The sequence below is a fragment of the Colwellia sp. BRX10-4 genome (assembly GCF_014077465.1).
Lineage (GTDB): Bacteria > Pseudomonadota > Gammaproteobacteria > Enterobacterales > Alteromonadaceae > Colwellia_A.
On the sequence record NZ_JACGVZ010000009.1, the window covers coordinates 14,798 to 31,825 of the forward strand.

At 37.6% G+C, this 17,028-nt stretch carries 15 protein-coding genes; 11 read left to right on the forward strand and 4 right to left on the reverse strand.

The genetic code is table 11. The annotated features are described in order from the left end of the window. Positions 1-7 precede the first annotated feature (7 nt). A complete protein-coding gene (locus tag H4J67_RS09080) occupies positions 8-2,791 on the reverse strand; it encodes an insulinase family protein (RefSeq protein ID WP_182203523.1) in 2,784 nt (927 codons plus the stop codon). Positions 2,792-3,009: 218 nt separating this feature from the next. Between H4J67_RS09080 and sixA the strand changes: the two genes are divergently transcribed. After that, entirely contained in the window at positions 3,010-3,483 is a 474-nt protein-coding gene (gene sixA, locus H4J67_RS09085) for a phosphohistidine phosphatase SixA (RefSeq protein ID WP_182171136.1), read from the forward strand. Between the two features lie 8 nt (positions 3,484-3,491). Here sixA and smrB read toward each other — a convergent pair whose 3' ends face one another. After that, complete coding sequence (smrB, locus tag H4J67_RS09090; protein WP_182171139.1) at positions 3,492-4,049, reverse strand: endonuclease SmrB; 558 nt, start codon at positions 4,047-4,049, stop codon at positions 3,492-3,494. Between the two features lie 282 nt (positions 4,050-4,331). Between smrB and prmB the strand changes: the two genes are divergently transcribed. From prmB to H4J67_RS09105, 3 genes are read left to right on the forward strand one after another with little or no spacing between them, the layout of a single operon-like run. Next, on the forward strand, positions 4,332-5,276 hold the full coding sequence (gene prmB, locus H4J67_RS09095; RefSeq protein WP_182203525.1) for a 50S ribosomal protein L3 N(5)-glutamine methyltransferase: 945 nt from the start codon (positions 4,332-4,334) through the stop codon (positions 5,274-5,276). Between the two features lie 53 nt (positions 5,277-5,329). Then, on the forward strand, positions 5,330-6,421 hold the full coding sequence (gene aroC, locus H4J67_RS09100; protein ID WP_182171146.1) for a chorismate synthase: 1,092 nt from the start codon (positions 5,330-5,332) through the stop codon (positions 6,419-6,421). Positions 6,422-6,450: 29 nt separating this feature from the next. Then, positions 6,451-7,614, forward strand: coding sequence for an MFS transporter (locus tag H4J67_RS09105; protein ID WP_182171149.1), 1,164 nt, complete (start codon positions 6,451-6,453; stop codon positions 7,612-7,614). Positions 7,615-7,708: 94 nt separating this feature from the next. Here the strand turns inward: H4J67_RS09105 and H4J67_RS09110 are convergent, their stop codons facing one another. Then, on the reverse strand, positions 7,709-10,576 hold the full coding sequence (locus H4J67_RS09110; protein ID WP_182203527.1) for a pitrilysin family protein: 2,868 nt from the start codon (positions 10,574-10,576) through the stop codon (positions 7,709-7,711). A 172-nt stretch (positions 10,577-10,748) separates the two neighbouring features. Next, entirely contained in the window at positions 10,749-11,552 is an 804-nt protein-coding gene (suhB, locus tag H4J67_RS09115; protein ID WP_070376083.1) for an inositol-1-monophosphatase, read from the reverse strand. A gap of 351 nt (positions 11,553-11,903) precedes the next feature. Here suhB and trmJ point away from each other — a divergent pair, with 351 nt between their 5' ends. The 7 genes from trmJ to hscB all read left to right on the forward strand — a co-directional run bounded on the left by trmJ (position 11,904) and on the right by hscB (position 16,989). Beyond that, positions 11,904-12,710 carry a tRNA (cytosine(32)/uridine(32)-2'-O)-methyltransferase TrmJ gene (gene trmJ / locus H4J67_RS09120; RefSeq protein ID WP_182203529.1) on the forward strand — a complete coding sequence of 269 codons (807 nt, stop codon included), beginning with the start codon at positions 11,904-11,906 and terminating at the stop codon, positions 12,708-12,710. A gap of 114 nt (positions 12,711-12,824) precedes the next feature. Next, a complete protein-coding gene (cysE, locus tag H4J67_RS09125; protein ID WP_182171158.1) occupies positions 12,825-13,631 on the forward strand; it encodes a serine O-acetyltransferase in 807 nt (268 codons plus the stop codon). Positions 13,632-13,803: 172 nt separating this feature from the next. Beyond that, entirely contained in the window at positions 13,804-14,316 is a 513-nt protein-coding gene (gene iscR, locus H4J67_RS09130; protein ID WP_182171161.1) for a Fe-S cluster assembly transcriptional regulator IscR, read from the forward strand. A gap of 32 nt (positions 14,317-14,348) precedes the next feature. Further along, complete coding sequence (locus H4J67_RS09135; RefSeq protein WP_182171164.1) at positions 14,349-15,563, forward strand: IscS subfamily cysteine desulfurase; 1,215 nt, start codon at positions 14,349-14,351, stop codon at positions 15,561-15,563. Positions 15,564-15,632: 69 nt separating this feature from the next. Further along, positions 15,633-16,013 carry a Fe-S cluster assembly scaffold IscU gene (gene iscU / locus H4J67_RS09140; RefSeq protein WP_182171167.1) on the forward strand — a complete coding sequence of 127 codons (381 nt, stop codon included), beginning with the start codon at positions 15,633-15,635 and terminating at the stop codon, positions 16,011-16,013. Between the two features lie 15 nt (positions 16,014-16,028). After that, complete coding sequence (gene iscA, locus H4J67_RS09145; RefSeq protein WP_070376089.1) at positions 16,029-16,352, forward strand: iron-sulfur cluster assembly protein IscA; 324 nt, start codon at positions 16,029-16,031, stop codon at positions 16,350-16,352. A 106-nt stretch (positions 16,353-16,458) separates the two neighbouring features. Further along, positions 16,459-16,989, forward strand: coding sequence for a Fe-S protein assembly co-chaperone HscB (gene hscB, locus H4J67_RS09150; RefSeq protein WP_182171170.1), 531 nt, complete (start codon positions 16,459-16,461; stop codon positions 16,987-16,989). Positions 16,990-17,028: the final 39 nt, after the last annotated feature.

Below are 17,028 nucleotides of genomic sequence, written 5' to 3' on the forward strand. Positions count from 1 at the left end.
GGCAGGTTTAGTATTTTCTTTGACAATTTTTTAATTTTTTTTCAATACTTTCATTGTGCTGCAATGTTTTCTCATCATTTTCCGCCATGTTTTCTTGGTAACTCGCTAAGGTTATCCTGTCGGTATTGTTGTTAAATAAAAGTTGTTGAGTAAAGAAGCGACTAATATCATCAATCGCCAATGACAAAATAACGTTGATCAATTTTTGTTTCTCGTCGAAATTCGTTTCTTTATTACAAATAGCGGCCCAAAATCGTTGGCTCTTTATTCGCAAACTAGAGTCTTTTTCTTGTAATTGACTCGCCAAGCCTTGTTGAATATGTTGCCAATCTTGCTCAGATAACAGTGTTAAATTGTCCTGTGCTCTATTAATAAACTCGTTTATTTCTTTTACTAAAACAGTGGCGTCAACCTGCGGTGACTGTATATAGAAAGCGATACCTGGATAACGATTAATAGGAATGAAGCCAACCCCTACCAGATAACCAAATTGTTTTTCAGTGCGCATTTCTTGAAAAAATAGGGGTGACAATATTTGGCTGGCGATCATCGTTATCGCTATTGTTGTTAAATCTTTTCCTACGAACGGGTAATACACCACGGCAGCATGATCATGTTCTGGTAAATGCAAAGGAAGGTGAATGTCACCTTGGTCTTCAATATCAAGAACAGGTACATTAACGGCATACTTATCTGAATAATGATGACTAAATGCTGCCTTTAATTGTTCACTAAATTTCAACGCATGTTCAGGTAACCAATTGCCATGCATTAACGCCTCAATAGTTATCTCATCAAACAAGTGTTCTCTAAAGGAGACAAACTCTTCAAAAGAAGTGTTTTCTAGCGCGTTAGCGAGAGAACTACTGGTTGGGTTTTTAGGTTGCATTGTTGAGCTAAGAATCGAAAATAATTGTGAAATAGATTTACTGGTTTGCGCGTTATGCCAGTGGTTAATCAATTGTTTTTTAAATAACTCAAACTTTTCTTCAATGAAGTTCTCAGTGACTAGACTTATCAATAACTGTTCGAGTAACTTGTCTTGTTTAGTACTAACCCCTGATAGTTGTAAGGTAATACCACCTTGGTGCGAAAACAAATGGTAATGAATTCCAGCTAATTCAGCATCATAATGCTGTTCAATAACAGCATCGCTATACAAATCAACAAATAACCGTGTCATTGCAATATGTTTGCTGTCTTTTATCGTTAAGGGTGCATCAATACCAATGTAAATATAGCCCTTGGGGACAATAAAAGTACTGTCTTGTTTAAACCAAACAGATAAACCATCAATTTTTTCAATTAATTTGGGGGTTTTATTACTCTGCTTAGCAACAGGTTTACACGGATATATTTTGGGCTCTTTGACAATATAAGGATTACTTAGTGGCAAAGAAAAGTTAGCTGTTAATGCTTCATTTTCCCAAGTGTTAATTTGCAGTTGAGTTATTTTTTCAATACTGAAAGGGACTTGGTACCAAAAACTATTTTTATCAAATTCATTTTGCGCACTAATATGAATAATGCGCATATTACTTGCTGATAAATAGCCCAACAAGACATTGATTTCTTGTTGTTGCATACCATCCATTATGTAGTCACCGTAAATATAATCTTCGGGTCCGTAATGCTGCATGTTAATAACTAACTGACAAACAGAATCTAAGGGTTTTAGTTTTTCTTGGTAACTGAACGATAAATTAGCGATTGCCTGCTTTTCTTGATAATAAAACTCATCAACAGGTTTGCTCTTCATTAAATTTAGGTAAGAAAAAATACTGCTAATGATTTCGTTAATATGCTGCTCACCTAATTCAGTAAGCGAAATACTTAAATTGAAATCTTTAAAGTTTGAACCATTTACTCCTGAACCAGCGGTTAAGCTAAGTGCCCAACGCTGCTTTTTCAGATAAGACAATATACTGCCTTTACCCTCATGGCCCAATAAATAGGTCAAAATAGATTCTGGTTTGTTGCGGTAGTAGGGGTCAATGCTGGGCATTGCAAAACTAACAATAAGTTGCCTATCATTCTTTACCGGTTTTACATTGATTTTTATTTGTTGGTGCTCAGGTAAATAAAGCGGTGTATCTATTGCTTTTGGGGGTGAGGTTGCAGCTTTTATATCGGTAAATTTATTCTTTGCTAATTGCGATAACTCATCAAGTGACTGCGGGCCTTCTAAAACAAGTGTCATTATATTGGCACGATAGTGTTGTTGAAAAAAGTCACGTATTTCGGTTGTTAGGTCACTTTCTTTTCTGTCGGCTAGAGTATCAATTGAACCAACCGAGAATTTTGAAAAAGGATGAGCTTGATTGATAGTTTCTTTGTGAACATCGTATAAACGACGAATATCGTCTTTAAGTTTAAGTTTAAACTCAGCATCTACATTTTGACGTTCTTTTTCAACAAACTCTTGTGAGAGTAACGGACTGATAAAGAATTGGCTAAAACGATCTAAAGCAAAAGTAAAATGTTGATGTTGAATATCAAAGAAAAAACAGGTGTGCTCAGTTGCTGTCCATGCATTATTACTGCCGCCATGTTGACTAATATATTTTTGATATTCACTGCCATCAGGATAAGACTTAGTGCCTAAAAATAGCATGTGTTCTAGAAAATGGGCTAAACCTTCACGGTTGCTGGGGTCACTAAAGTGGCCAATATTTACTGCCAATGCTGCAGCTGATTTATTGGTTTGTTCGTTGTGAACTAATAGAACACGCAAGCCATTAGCTAATGTTAAGGTTTTATATTGCTTGTTGTCATTTGGGCTTTGTTTCAATATCGGCTCCGGCAAACACTGCAGCAACCTCATTTGTGACGAACACTGGAAAGGTAAGCGTTTGTTTCTAAGATTATTTTAATTATCTAGTTAAATTACCTGAAGCACCAACTAGAGTCTATTGTATTCTTAATTTATCTATTAATTATCTATACTATAGACTGAAATAAGCGCTAAAATGCCATCGATTTGAAGATATGATGTTATTTGGAAAATTTATGCGAATATTTGTAATGCGACATGGTCAAGCTCAAGCAATGGCTCCTTCTGATAAAAGTCGTGAATTAACTGCGGTTGGTCAACGTGAAGCTGAAATGATGGCAAAGAAATTGGTCCATCAAAAAGAGCACTTTGATGCTATTTTTGTTAGCCCTTATGTTCGCGCTCAACAAACCGCAAAAATTGTAAAAAACATCTTAGCAACTACAACAACTCTAACTACGCTTGAATTTATAACGCCAGAAGACTCAGCTCAACAAATGCATAATTATATTGATGTTGCTTTCATCGATAATGCCCAGGCAAATGTACTTATTGTTTCACATATGCCTTTGGTCTGCTATTTAGTGGAGGAGTTTACCTGTGGTCAACATGCGCCGTTATTTGAAACCGCCTCTATTGCGGTTATTGATTATGATATTAGTTCAGCGAAAGGGCGGTTAGTTTCGCATACGACACCCAACAGTCTTTAGTGCTCTGGTTAGATAATATCAGCGAAGCGATCATTAAGTTCAACTAAAACCAATAATGCGCCATTACCACCCCACTCAAGTGGTGCTTGATGAAAAGCCATTACGTCAGGGTGTTGCACTAGCCAATGTGGGACTTTATTTTTAAGCACCTGTGAACCTAAGCCATGTACAATACAGACACACTTCGCATGTTCTTTTTTACAAGCAAACATTAGCGCGGCAATTTCTAATTTGGCTGTTTTCTGATCTAAACCATGTAAATCTAAAATTAAATCGGGTGCGTACTGACCGCGTCTTAAATTTTTAGCCTCAAAGCTGTCAACATCTTCACGCACATATTTCATCGGCCCTTGCTGATTCAGATTTGGTTCAAACTCATCAGAAAAGTAGAACTCAGCATGTTGTTTTTTCTTCGCATCTCCTTTGTTTTTTCCAAGATGTAAAGATTGATTTTGGCTTTGCTTTTTTATAGGCGCAATTTTATCTTGCACAATTGGCTTTACTTTACCAATAGCCTGCATAAATAAATCTTTCTCATCGGGTGTCAATGCGTCTTTAAATTTCATATTGGAAACTACATTCTTACTTTAAGAGGGAAAACAATTCAAATTCTAAAAACATCTGTGGGCAATAACAAGCAAAAGGTTATAATACTCAGTAAATTAACTCAATGATCAATGTTAATGCTCTAAATATCCAAAAACAGCGTTGCTTTTAATCACAATAGCCAGCTATTAGTCAATCAATCGTCTTGTTCTTGAAAATTTATCTTCATTTAAATTTGCACCATTAATTAATTTAATTGTTATAATACCCCTTATAAAACTTGTTAAATAAAGAGAGTAAATGTGAACGAAGTTGATTTTTCACCGATTAAGGATGAACTGTTTACCATAGGTGATTATCTACGGTTTGCCACCAGTGAATTTAATCAAGCCGAGATTTTTTTTGGTCACGGTACTAATAATGCGTGGCATGAAGCTATTACTTTAGTGATGTTCGCTTTAAACTTGCCAGTAGAACTAAATGAACAAGTGTTTAATTGTCGTTTAACATCCACTGAAAAATCAGCGGTATTGGCCTTAATTGAACGCCGTATCGTCGAACAACTGCCGGCTGCATACTTAACTAATCATGCTCAATTTGTTGGCTTACCCTTTTATGTTGATGAGCGGGTTTTAGTACCACGTTCACCTATTGGTGAATTAATAGAGCAACACTTTTCGCCAAATTTTTCACCAGAAAATCCACCTAAACGTATTCTTGATTTATGTACGGGAAGCGGCTGTATTGCCATTGCTTGCGCTGTAGCATTTCCTGAATCCGAGGTTGATGCGCTCGATTTATCAATTGATGCATTAAATGTTGCACAAATTAATATTGAAAATCATGGTTTAACAGAACAAGTTATTCCAATTCAATCTGACGTTTTTTCTGGGGTTGAGGGGCTAAGTTATGATTTAATCGTAACTAATCCACCTTATGTTGATCAAGAAGACGTTGACGCATTACCGCAAGAATACTTACATGAGCCAGAAATGGGCTTAGGTTCGGGTGTCGATGGCTTAGATATTGTTCGTGAAATTCTTGCTCAAGCGGCGAGTCATTTAAATGAGAACGGTGTTTTAATTTGTGAAGTAGGTAATTCTCAAATTCATGTTGAGCATGTTTATCCACAGGTGCCTTTTACGTGGTTAACCTTTAAAAATGGTGGTCATGGTGTATTTATGTTGACTAAAGAACAGTTAACAAGCCATCAAAATAGTTTTACGCAAGCATTTGAACAAAAGTAATTCAGCTTATTTACCGTAATCGTGTATTCAAATAATAGAGAGAAGATATATTCATGTCAGGCAATACCTTTGGAAAATTATTTACCGTAACATCATTTGGTGAAAGCCATGGTTTAGGCTTAGGTGCAATTATTGATGGTTGTCCGCCAGGACTCGCCTTATCAGAAGCTGACTTACAAGATGATCTTGACCGTCGTCGTCCTGGCACTTCTCGTTATACTACGGCACGTCGTGAAGCCGATCAGGTTAAAATAATGTCGGGTGTTTTTGAAGGCAAAACCACAGGAACGCCTATTGGGCTGTTAATTGAAAATACCGATCAACGTTCAAAAGATTATGGAAATATCGCGCAAAGCTTTCGTCCAGGTCATGCCGATTATACCTATTGGCAAAAATATGGTATTCGTGACTATCGTGGCGGGGGAAGATCGTCAGCACGTGAAACAGCTATGCGAGTTGCCGCAGGCGCCGTAGCTAAAAAGTACTTAAAAGAAAAATTTAATGTTGAAATTCAGGGGTGTGTTACCCAAATAGGTGATGTTTACGCAACTAAAATTGATTGGGATATTGTAGAAAATAATCCATTTTTCTTTCCTGACGAAACTAAACTTGAAACCTTAGACGAATTATTGCGTGGTATTATTCGTGAAAAGGATTCCATTGGCGCTAAAATAATGGTGCGAGCCACTAACGTTCCTGTTGGTTTAGGTGAACCTATTTTTGATCGAATGGACGCTGATATCGCTCATGCGCTTATGGGCATAAATGCTGTTAAAGGTGTTGAAATTGGTGATGGTTTTGCTGTCGTCAATCAAAGAGGCTCAGAGCACCGCGATGAGTTAACACCTGAGGGTTTTGCAAGTAACCACAGTGGAGGCATTTTAGGCGGAATTTCATCAGGACAAAGTATTGTTGCAAATATTGCGATGAAACCAACTTCAAGTATTGGTGTTAGTGGTAAAACCATTGATTTAGATGGTAAAGCGACTGACTTAGTAACTAGAGGTCGCCATGACCCTTGTGTGGGTATTCGTGCGGTTCCTATTGCTGAAGCTATGTTAGCACTAACCTTGATGGATCATTTTTTACGTCATCGCGGACAAAATGCTGATGTTGTTTGCGTAACACCTGATATTGAAGCTTAAGTAGTGTTTATAATTAAAAACCAAAAGTGATGACATCAGTCAAGTTTGTCAGGCTGTCTTCGAGTTACTTTTGGTATTTTGCTATTTTAGGCTTGATCATTCCCTTCCTACCTGTTTTTCTTGATGCTAAAAGCTTTAGCTCAATTGAAATAGGTGAAATTCTGGCTATTATTACAGCCACTAAAATTATTGGTCCAACTTTTTGGGCTTTTGCCGCCGATAAATCAGGTAAACAATTAGCCATTATTCGCAGTGGAGCCTTGTTGGCATTATTGAGTTTTTCATTACTTTTTTGGCTAAACGGTTATTGGCCTGTTGTTTTTTGTTTAGCGATTTTTAGCTTGTTCTGGACCGCTGTTTTACCTCAGCTTGAAGTGCTTACTCTTAACTCCATTAGACGTAGTGCTAAAATTTATGCGCGCATACGCTTATGGGGCAGTATCGGTTTTATTTTCTTAGCTGTGATAGCAGGGGATTTAATTGAACGATATTCCGCAGATGCTTTTACCTATTTAGGTGTAATGGTGCTGGCGGGACTATTTCTTTCAAGCATGAAACTCACCCCTGCAAAAAAGACTAAGAATCCTGTGCAGCAGGTCGAAAAAATTAGTGATAAAATATTCAGTCGCTCATTTATATTCTTTTTTCTTGCTGGCCTGATGTTACAAATGAGTTTTGGTCCTTATTATGGTTTTTTTGCCCTCTACCTTCGAGAGCTCGGTTATCCAGGATTTGCGGTTGGTATCTTTATTACCATCTCGGTATTGGCTGAAATTCTTATTTTTATCTATGCGAGTATATTCTTTCGATACTTCCGACTAAAAACCTTGCTGGCCATCAGTATATTACTCACCTCGTTACGTTGGTTTATGACGGGTAGTTTTGCCGATGTCATTTGGGTACTTGTTTTAGTACAGTGCATACATGCGCTGAGTTTTGGTTTGTACCATAGTGTTTCTATCCAATTTATCCATCAACATTTTAATCACGACCAACAAAATCGTGGCCAAGCTATTTATATCGGTGGTGTTTATGGTCTAGGTGGTGCGATTGGCGCTTATATTGCTGGTATCGTTTGGCAAGGAGGGCAAGGCAGTGAACTTGCCTATAATCTAGCGGCTTCTGCGGCATTTATTGGCTTTGTGTTAGTGTTATTTATGCAAGATAGGCAACAAGTCAATGTCAATGGTTAAGCCCTAAACGCGCTGTCACCCTTTATATCTTTTTGAACTCTATATATTTGTCAGCCTAGTGGTTAATCACTAGGCTGACATTCATCTTTCTTAATTAATTAACATTTAAAAGAATCGGCTCTCCTAACCCTAATGCCTTTAAACGTGGTAGTTGTGATTTTGCATCACCTACCACTAAGTAAATCATTTGTTGATGGTGTAAATGTTGATTGGCTAAAGACTTGACGTTAGCCAAAGTTAAGCTTTGAACTGATTTTGCTCGTGCTAATACATAGTTTATCGGCAAGTTGTATTGGCTAATATTTTCTAACATGGTCAGTTTAGCGTTATATGTTTCGAATTTTCTCGCATTACTCTTTAAATAATAGCTTTGAGTGGTTGCTAAATCTTGCTCAGTAAAATCAGTTTGATAATTTTCTACCAGCGATTTTATTAATGCTGTAGCCTCTAATGTGACATTGGTGCGCACACCACTGCTAATGATAAACTCGCCACTTGATTTTCTGCCACTAAAACTTGAACGCACGCCGTAGGTATAACCTTTTCCTTCACGTAATTCTTGGGTGAGTTTTGAAGCGAAACTACCACCGCCTAAAATATAATTCATCACTTGAGCACTATAGAAATCTTTATGCATAGCATTTAAGGCTGGTAAGCCAATTCTCAACTGCGATTGCTTAGCATCGGGCACATCATAGAAATATAGGGTTGATGCTGTGGGTAGCGCTGCGGGTAACATCTTAGGCAAAACAGCCTTAGTATTAAGCCAATTATTTTCTAATTTTTTAAAAGCCGTTAATACGCTTGTTTCATCGATATCGCCAACAATATGAATATCCGTTAAATTTGGCGACAGTTTTGTTTGATAAAATATTTTTAAATCAGCTAAAGTGACTTCCTCAACAGACAATAATGTCCCTAATAAGTTATTCGATAAAATATGATTTTTACCATAAAGTAATTTATTCATTTGGTTATTAGCCAATTGGTTGGGGTTGGTTTGCTGTTGTATTATTTGACTAATAATATCTTGCTTGGTGAGAGTAAACTCTTTTTCATCCCAGCGAGGCGCTAAAAGCATCTCTGTGATCAAGTCGACAGTTGCTTGATAATTTCTTGCTAAAGTACTGGCTGACAGTTTTATTGACTCTTGAGTCGCATAAATACTAATGGTAGCGCCAAGTTTATTAATCGCTTCTTCTAGTTGTTGAGGACTTTTATACTTAGTCCCTTTATTCATCATTTCAGCGACCAAGTTGGCGACACCAACTTTTTGTATATTATCAAGTAATAAGCCACCAGCAAACGTTATCTCAAGCTGTACTAAAGGGACTTCGCTATTTTTTATCCCGTAAAAATGTAGCCCATTGCTTAACTGACTTTGCCAAACGGTAGGTACCGATAGCGTTGGGGCTTCACCATATTTAGGTTCACTGGCTCGATTGAAAATTGAAGGTGTATTTACATAACGTGATTGCTGGCCAGCATCAAAACTTTGTTCGGCATTAGCGACAATTTTTTCTTCAATGATTTGTGCTTTTATAGAGTTTTTTAATGCCAAGTTTTTTTGACCTCTCGGTACAAAGCTGGTGGCAACAAAACTTTTGTCTTTAATATATTGATGATAAACACGTAAAACATCTGCTTTGTTGACGGCTAAAATATTTTTAGCTTCTTGGTTAATAAAACCAGGATCTTGAGTAAAGATATTATATTGTGCTAATTTAAAGCCTTTACCTAATACACTTGAAAGCCCACGATAGAAGGCTGTTTCTTGACCTGCCTTAATCGTAGCAAGATCTTCATCACTAAAACCTTTTGTTTCAAACTCGTTCAGTGCTTGACTAATTGCTTGGTCAATCTGGTTTAAGTCAGTTTTCTCAAAGCCTCTTACCTTTACCATTAATTGGCCAGCCAACTCTGATTGGTATTGATACATGGTTACTCGAGAGGTCAAGGTTAATTCATCAATTAGCTTTTTATTGAGTAAGGCTTTCTTACCCTCACTGAGCAATTGAACTAAAACATTTAATGCGTAACTGTCTGAGTGATATTGTGGGACTGTTGGCCAAGTTAGGCTGAGTTCGGGTAACTTAGCAAAATTATCTTCATGATAAATTTTCTTGGTTGTTGTTAGATTTGCCGCTTGCTTGGCAAGGGGCGTTATTTCATTACCCGCCTTAATCTCATCAAAATACTGATGTACCCAAGCTTTTGCTTGTGCTTCATCAAAGTCACCGGCAATAACCAAGGTAACATTATTGGGTACATACCAGCTTTTAAAGAAATCTTTAACATCTTGAAGTGTTGAGTTTTGTAAATCAGATAATGAACCAATCACTTGCCAGTTGTATGGGTGACTCTCTGGATAAAGATTTTTATCAATAACATACTGTGTATGACCATAAGGTCGGTTGTCATAACTTTGTCTTTTTTCATTTTTAACCACTTGTTTTTCTTTGGCGAGTACTTCTTCGGTCACCGTATTAATAAAAAACCCTAGTTTGTCAGCTTCAGCCCAGATCATTTTTTCTAAAGCATCATTGGGGACAGTTTGATAGTAATTTGTTCTATCGCGGCTAGTGGAGCCGTTTGCACCCGAGCCGCCAATACGGGCACTCATTTTGTCTAACCCACCTTTACCCAGATTTTCAGACTCAAGAAAGAGCAAATGTTCAAATAAATGAGCAAAGCCTGTTCGTCCTTGTGTTTCACGAGCAGATCCAACATGTGCCGTTAATGCAACAGCAACAACTGGGTCTGAGCGGTCTATATGAAGTACAACTTCTAAGCCGTTAGCTAAGACGAACTTGCTATATTCAATATTGATGGCGTTATCAACCACATCAGTCTGATCAGATGGTTGGCTGATTTTTACTGAGTTAATTGATTTTTCTGCTGTATTACAGCCAGTGTTCGCAAGAACAGTTAATAATGAAAAGCTTAGCGCTGCCCACTTCATGAGAGAAACCTTATTTTAATGATTAAATAAATATTGCTGATATTGTGCCTTTTATTTATCCAAACACCAATAAAAGTAACGTTACAAAGTAAATTTAATGTTAATAAGTATTACCAAGGTATAAAAAAAGCGCCGTAAGCGCTTCTTTCAAATCTATTTATCTAAATGGTGACTATTTATTTAACGCTTCACCTAAGTGAGGGCGGATATCTTTTAGAATAGTTTTTAATAAACGTGGACAAGCAGCAACAATATTACCTGAAACAGTATGGTTGTGATCGCCAACGAAATCAGTGACTAAACCACCGGCTTCAATAATTAATAATTCACCAGCAGCAGATTCCCAAGGTTTTAAACCAATTTGGAAATATCCGTCAACACGTCCGGCAGCGACATAAGCTAAATCTAAAGCTGGAGAGCCCGAGCTGCGAAGATCTGATGATTTAGTAAATAATGTTTTAAACATTTCTAAGTAAGCGTTGCTGTGTTGCTTGTGCTTAAATGGGAAACCTGTGGCAACAATGGCACCAGAGAGTTCTTTATGTTGTTTTACGCGAATACGAAAGCCATTAAGTTGTGCGCCTTTACCACGACTAGCAGTAAAAAGTTCACCGCGAGAAGGATCAAAGATGATGGCTTGATCTAATTTACCTTTGACTTTCAAAGCAATAGACACTGAAAAATGTGGAATGCCTTTAATAAAGTTCGTTGTACCGTTTATTGGATCAATAACCCACTGGAAGTCGTCATCTTTTCCTTTGATCACACCACATTCTTCACCAATAATTGTATGGTTAGGGTATGATTTTTTTAATGTTTCAATAATGGCTTCTTCAGCGCTTAGGTCAGCACTAGTGACAAAATCATTTGTCCCTTTTGCTTGAACTTCAACTTTATCTAATTGTTCGATGGCACGAACAATAACTTTACCTGCGTTACGCGCAGCGCGAATACCAATATTAAGCATAGGATGCATATAGAGACTACCTTTTACATATTTGTAAATAGAATTAAACAGTATAACAACTTTTATAAAGAACGAGGCTTGCCGCCGAGCGGATTTTCAAGCGCGAAAATTATAGCAAAGTTATCGGTAATTAGCGACATTGTTTTTTATATAAAATATCAAAGAAAAAATTTCATAGATGTTTAATAACTAACACATAATTTTTCGCACTAACCATTCTCAATAAATTTGATGATTTTTTCTCAGCACAAGGTTAATGTTCTATGATAATATTATTATCAATTTTAGCCATCTAGATAGTTAATACCAGTAGGTATAATTTATTTTATAAATTAACTATAAATTGAGTAATTTAAGATAATGTCAGAGCAATCATCACTTTTAAGTAATGTTCGGATTGTATTAGTTAATACTTCCGATTGTCGTAATATTGGTTCAGCCGCACGCGCCATGAAAACAATGGGGCTAAGTGAACTTATATTAGTTGATCCTATTGAAATGCCAAATGGTCAAGCACAAGCTTTAGCAGCAGGGGCTACTGATGTACTAAAAAATGCCAAGGTTGTTGCTACTTTAGCGGAAGCTATTAGTGATTGTGGTTTAGTCGTTGGTACCAGTGCACGTTCTCGTACTTTACCTTGGCCAATGTTGGAGCCAAGAGGCTGTGGAGAAAAACTTGTCGAAGAAGCCTATAACTTTCCAGTTGCTTTAGTTTTTGGTCGTGAGAGCAGTGGTTTAACTAACGACGAATTACAACTTTGTCATTTTCATGTGCAAATTCCAGCAAACCCTGATTACAGTTCGTTGAACTTAGCGATGGCGGTTCAAACCTTAAGTTATGAAGTGCGGACTAGTTTTTTAATTGATCAACAAAAAGCATTTCAAACGAAAGGCGAAAATTTAAGTAAAAATTTACCAAAAAAGACGCTTGATGAAGACGATTATCCGATTATGGACGAAACTGAGCGCTTTTATCAACATTTTGAAGATGCTTTAAAAGAAACTGGCTTTATAACGCCGAGTCATCCAGGTTTAGTGATGACTAAGTTACGCCGCTTATTCAATCGCGCCCGTCCCGATGTTAAAGAAGTCAAAATGATGCGTGGAATTTTAGCTTCAGTGCAAAGAGCCGCTAAAGCTAATAATAAAGAAGCAAACAAAGAATAATAAAAGTAAGCAATCATACCCGTTTCGTGCAAAGTGCCTTCTAAATTCAGCATGTTGGCCGATAACGGGTATATATTGGTACTTGCCTTAACCAATATATAGAAGGATAGAAATATGTTCAGCCGTATCAGAGAAGATATTAAAAGTGTCTTTGATAGAGATCCCGCCGCTCGAAATACACTAGAAGTTCTCACCAATTATCCTGGTATGCATGCCATTTGGATCCATCGCTTGAGCCATAAGTTGTGGAAAAATAACTGGTATTTACTTGCGCGTAGCTTATCGACATTTTCACGTTGGTTAACTGGTGTTGAAATTCATCCAGGAGCAACACTTGGACGTCGTTTTTTTATTGACCATGGCATGGGGATCGTTATTGGTGAAACCGCTGAGATTGGCAACGATGTTACCTTGTATCACGGTGTTACTCTGGGAGGCACAAGCTGGAATGCCGGTAAACGTCATCCAACATTAGAAGACAACGTGGTTATCGGTGCAGGAGCTCAGGTCCTTGGCCCCATTACTATCGGTAAAGGCGGTAAAGTTGGCTCAAACTCTGTGGTGGTGAAAGATGTGCCTGCTAATGCAACAGCTGTTGGTATTCCAGCACGTATTGTTAATGAAAAAAGCCAGTCAGAAAAAGAACAACGTGACCAAGTGGCTAAAAAGTTTGGTTTCGATGCCTATGCGGTATCTGCAGATAATCCTGATCCCGTCGCTAAAGCCATTGGTCGAGTACTTGATCATATGCACTTAATGGATAAAAAAGTCGCTGATTTATGTAAAGAAGTCAATCATCTTGGTGGTGAAGTATGTCTAGAGGATTTACCCGAGCTACGAGTTGGCGAATTTATTGAAGATGAAATAGCGGCGGCTAAACGTCGAGAAAAACGTGTAGAGTCATTTGATCCTGAAATATAATAGAAAATAATTGATGAGTTAACTGATGTTTGTCCCTATCAAACTTAGGTATCGCGCTATTAATTGCTTGTTTTTACAACAGGTGTAGAATACTTGAGTAAAACAGTCGGGTATTTAGTTGACTATTTTATAAGGTTATGTAAAATTGATAACGATTCGACAGGGGCACACAATGAAACTGACTTCAAAAGGGCGTTACGCTGTAACTGCTATGTTAGATGTAGCAATACATGCAGTAACTGGACCCGTACCTTTAGCCGATATTTCAGAGCGACAGGGGATCTCGTTGTCATATTTAGAACAACTATTCTCTCGGTTAAGAAAATATGGTTTAGTAAATAGTATTAGAGGTCCTGGCGGAGGTTATCGCTTAGGGATGTGTTCTGCAGAAATTTCGATTGCTGATGTTATCAATGCTGTTGATGAATCTATTAAAGCGACGAGATGTGACGGTAAAGGTAATTGCCAAAACGGTGACGAATGCTTAACCCATACGTTGTGGGAAGGTTTAAGTGACCGAATCGAAGATTTTTTAAAAAACATAACGTTGGCCGAACTTGTCGAGCAACGCAATGTGAAATTAGTGTCTAGACGACAAGACAAAGCACATGCGCGAGCAAACAAAGTTATGCCGTCATTAGAAACATTAATTAAAACCAAGAATATTATGCACGACATGCACTAAATGCGTGTTGTTAAACTGGAGAACGTTAGCGAATGAAGCTTCCTATTTATTTTGATTACTCAGCTACAACACCTGTAGACAAACGTGTTGCAGAAAAAATGATGCAGTATATGACTACTGACGGTTTTTACGGTAACCCTGCATCTCGTTCACACAAATTTGGCTGGCAAGCTGAAGAAGCGGTTGATATTGCACGAAATCAAGTCGCAGAGCTTATTAATGCCGACCCTCGTGAGATTGTTTTTACCTCAGGAGCTACCGAGTCAAATAACCTAGCCATTAAAGGCGCTGCCAACTTTTATCGTAAAAAAGGTAAGCACGTTATTACCTGTAAAACAGAGCATAAGGCTGTTTTAGATACTTGTCGCGAACTAGAGCGTCAAGGTTTTGAAGTGACTTATTTAGATCCTGAGAGCAGTGGTTTGATTGATCTTGATAAATTAGCAGCTGCTATGCGTGATGACACTATATTAGTTAGCATTATGCATCTTAATAATGAAATTGGTGTTATTCAAGACGTCGCTGCAATCGGCGAAATGTGTCGAGCACGTAAAATTGTTTTTCATGTTGATGGTGCACAAAGTGTTGGCAAAATCGAAGTAGACATGGAAAAGTTGAAAATTGATTTAATGTCAATTTCAGCACATAAATTCTATGGTCCAAAAGGTATGGGCGCTATGTATGTACGTCGTAAGCCTCGTATTCGTCTTGAAGCTCAAATGCATGGCGGAGGACACGAACGCGGTATGCGTAGTGGTACATTGCCAACGCATCAAATCGTTGGTTTAGGTGAAGCTTGCCGTATTGCCAAAGAAGAAATTACTCAAGACATCGCTCACGTAACTGAAATGCGTGATCGTTTATGGGCTGGCTTGAACACCATGGAACAAGTTTTTGTTAACGGAGATTTTGATAATCGTTATCCGGGTAACTTAAACGTAAGTTTTAACTTTGTTGAAGGTGAGTCTTTGATTATGGCGCTTAAAGATTTAGCGGTTTCTTCTGGCTCAGCATGTACTTCAGCTAGTTTAGAGCCTTCGTATGTTCTACGTGCTTTAGGTTTAAATGACGAAATGGCACATAGCTCAATTCGTTTTAGCTTTGGCCGTTTTACCACGACTGAAGAAGTAGACTACGCGATTACACTTATTCAAAAATCAATTGGGCATTTACGTGATATGTCACCACTTTGGGAAATGTTCCAAGACGGTATTGATCTAGACTCAATTGAATGGGCTGCTCACTAAGCATCCCCACTAAAAATTTTACTGATGAGCGGGCATTTTGTTTCGTTCATCGCTATTAGGAGAGAAATCATGGCTTATTCAGAAAAAGTAATTGATCACTATGAAAACCCACGTAATGTTGGCTCAATGGATAAAAACGATCCACAAGTAGCAACAGGAATGGTTGGCGCACCGGCATGTGGTGACGTAATGAAGTTACAACTAAAAATCAACGCTGACGGTATTATTGAAGACGCTAAGTTTAAAACTTATGGTTGTGGTTCTGCAATTGCATCAAGTTCATTAGTGACTGAATGGGTAAAAGGTAAGTCAATTGACGAAGCAGGGAAAATTAAAAATACTGCTATTGCCGAAGAGCTTGCTTTACCGCCTGTAAAAATTCATTGCTCTATTTTAGCTGAAGATGCTATCAAAGCAGCGATTGAAGATTACCGCAGTAAAACTGTTTAAACATCGGAGTTATTTATGAGTGTTACAATGACGAAAGACGCAGCAGACCGTGTTCAGTCATTTATTACCAATCGAGGCAAAGGTCTCGGTTTACGTCTTGGTATTAAAACAACGGGATGTTCTGGTTTAGCTTATGTGATGGAATTTGTTGATGAGTTAAATGAAGATGATACGTTGTTTTCAATCTCTGATGTGAATATCATTATCGATGGAAAAAGTTTAGTTTACCTTGACGGTATTGAAGTTGATTTTGTTAAGGAAGGTCTAAACGAAGGTTTTAAATTCACAAACCCGAATGCCAAAGGCGAGTGTGGTTGTGGTGAAAGCTTTAACGTTTAATACCAAGTCTCTAAGCCTTTTAAATATTGCTGAGTAGCAAGTAACTTGGTCGCAGTGGTATATATTTTGTGAACGACTTAATGTTAAGTCGTTCGCTGGAGTTTTTGTGAATTATTTTCAGATTTTCGGTTTTACAGAGCAATATGAACTCAATGTTCATAAATTAGCTGATATTTACCAAACACTACAAAAAAAAGTACATCCAGACAAGTTCGCTCATGCTTCTAGTCAAGAGCAATTAGTCGCCGTTAAAAGATCCACCTTAATTAATGATGCCTATCAAACACTAAAACATCCCTTAAAACGTGCACAATATCTATTAACATTGCGAGAAAGTGATCAGCCAAATGAACAAGCTTCATTTAGTGATAACAGTTTTTTAATGCGCCAAATGGAATTACATGAAATGCTTGACGATGTTAAGCATGCTGACGACCATGAAGCTGCCATTCTAAGTTATGCTGCAGTATTAAATACCGGCTTTGAAGAACTCGCTTTAGAGATGCATACCTTGCTTGATGAAAACACCATCCAGTCAAACTTATTGGCGGGTGATAAATTACGAAAGTTAAAGTTTTATCAAAAGTTACGTGTCGATCTCGATAAATTAGAAGATCAACTTTTCAATGACGACTGATCGTTAGTTCATATGAATTTTAGTTTAATAAAATAACAG

Coding starts and splice junctions, on each gene's coding strand:
- trmJ (WP_182203529.1), top strand. CDS start 11,904: ATGTCAGAGCAATCATCACTTTTAAGTAATGTTCGGATTGTATTAGTT.
- aroC (WP_182171146.1), top strand. CDS start 5,330: ATGTCAGGCAATACCTTTGGAAAATTATTTACCGTAACATCATTTGGT.
- iscU (WP_182171167.1), top strand. CDS start 15,633: ATGGCTTATTCAGAAAAAGTAATTGATCACTATGAAAACCCACGTAAT.
- H4J67_RS09135 (WP_182171164.1), top strand. CDS start 14,349: ATGAAGCTTCCTATTTATTTTGATTACTCAGCTACAACACCTGTAGAC.
- smrB (WP_182171139.1), bottom strand. CDS start 4,049: ATGAAATTTAAAGACGCATTGACACCCGATGAGAAAGATTTATTTATG.
- H4J67_RS09105 (WP_182171149.1), top strand. CDS start 6,451: ATGACATCAGTCAAGTTTGTCAGGCTGTCTTCGAGTTACTTTTGGTAT.
- cysE (WP_182171158.1), top strand. CDS start 12,825: ATGTTCAGCCGTATCAGAGAAGATATTAAAAGTGTCTTTGATAGAGAT.
- suhB (WP_070376083.1), bottom strand. CDS start 11,552: ATGCATCCTATGCTTAATATTGGTATTCGCGCTGCGCGTAACGCAGGT.
- H4J67_RS09110 (WP_182203527.1), bottom strand. CDS start 10,576: ATGAAGTGGGCAGCGCTAAGCTTTTCATTATTAACTGTTCTTGCGAAC.
- iscR (WP_182171161.1), top strand. CDS start 13,804: ATGAAACTGACTTCAAAAGGGCGTTACGCTGTAACTGCTATGTTAGAT.
- sixA (WP_182171136.1), top strand. CDS start 3,010: ATGCGAATATTTGTAATGCGACATGGTCAAGCTCAAGCAATGGCTCCT.
- iscA (WP_070376089.1), top strand. CDS start 16,029: ATGAGTGTTACAATGACGAAAGACGCAGCAGACCGTGTTCAGTCATTT.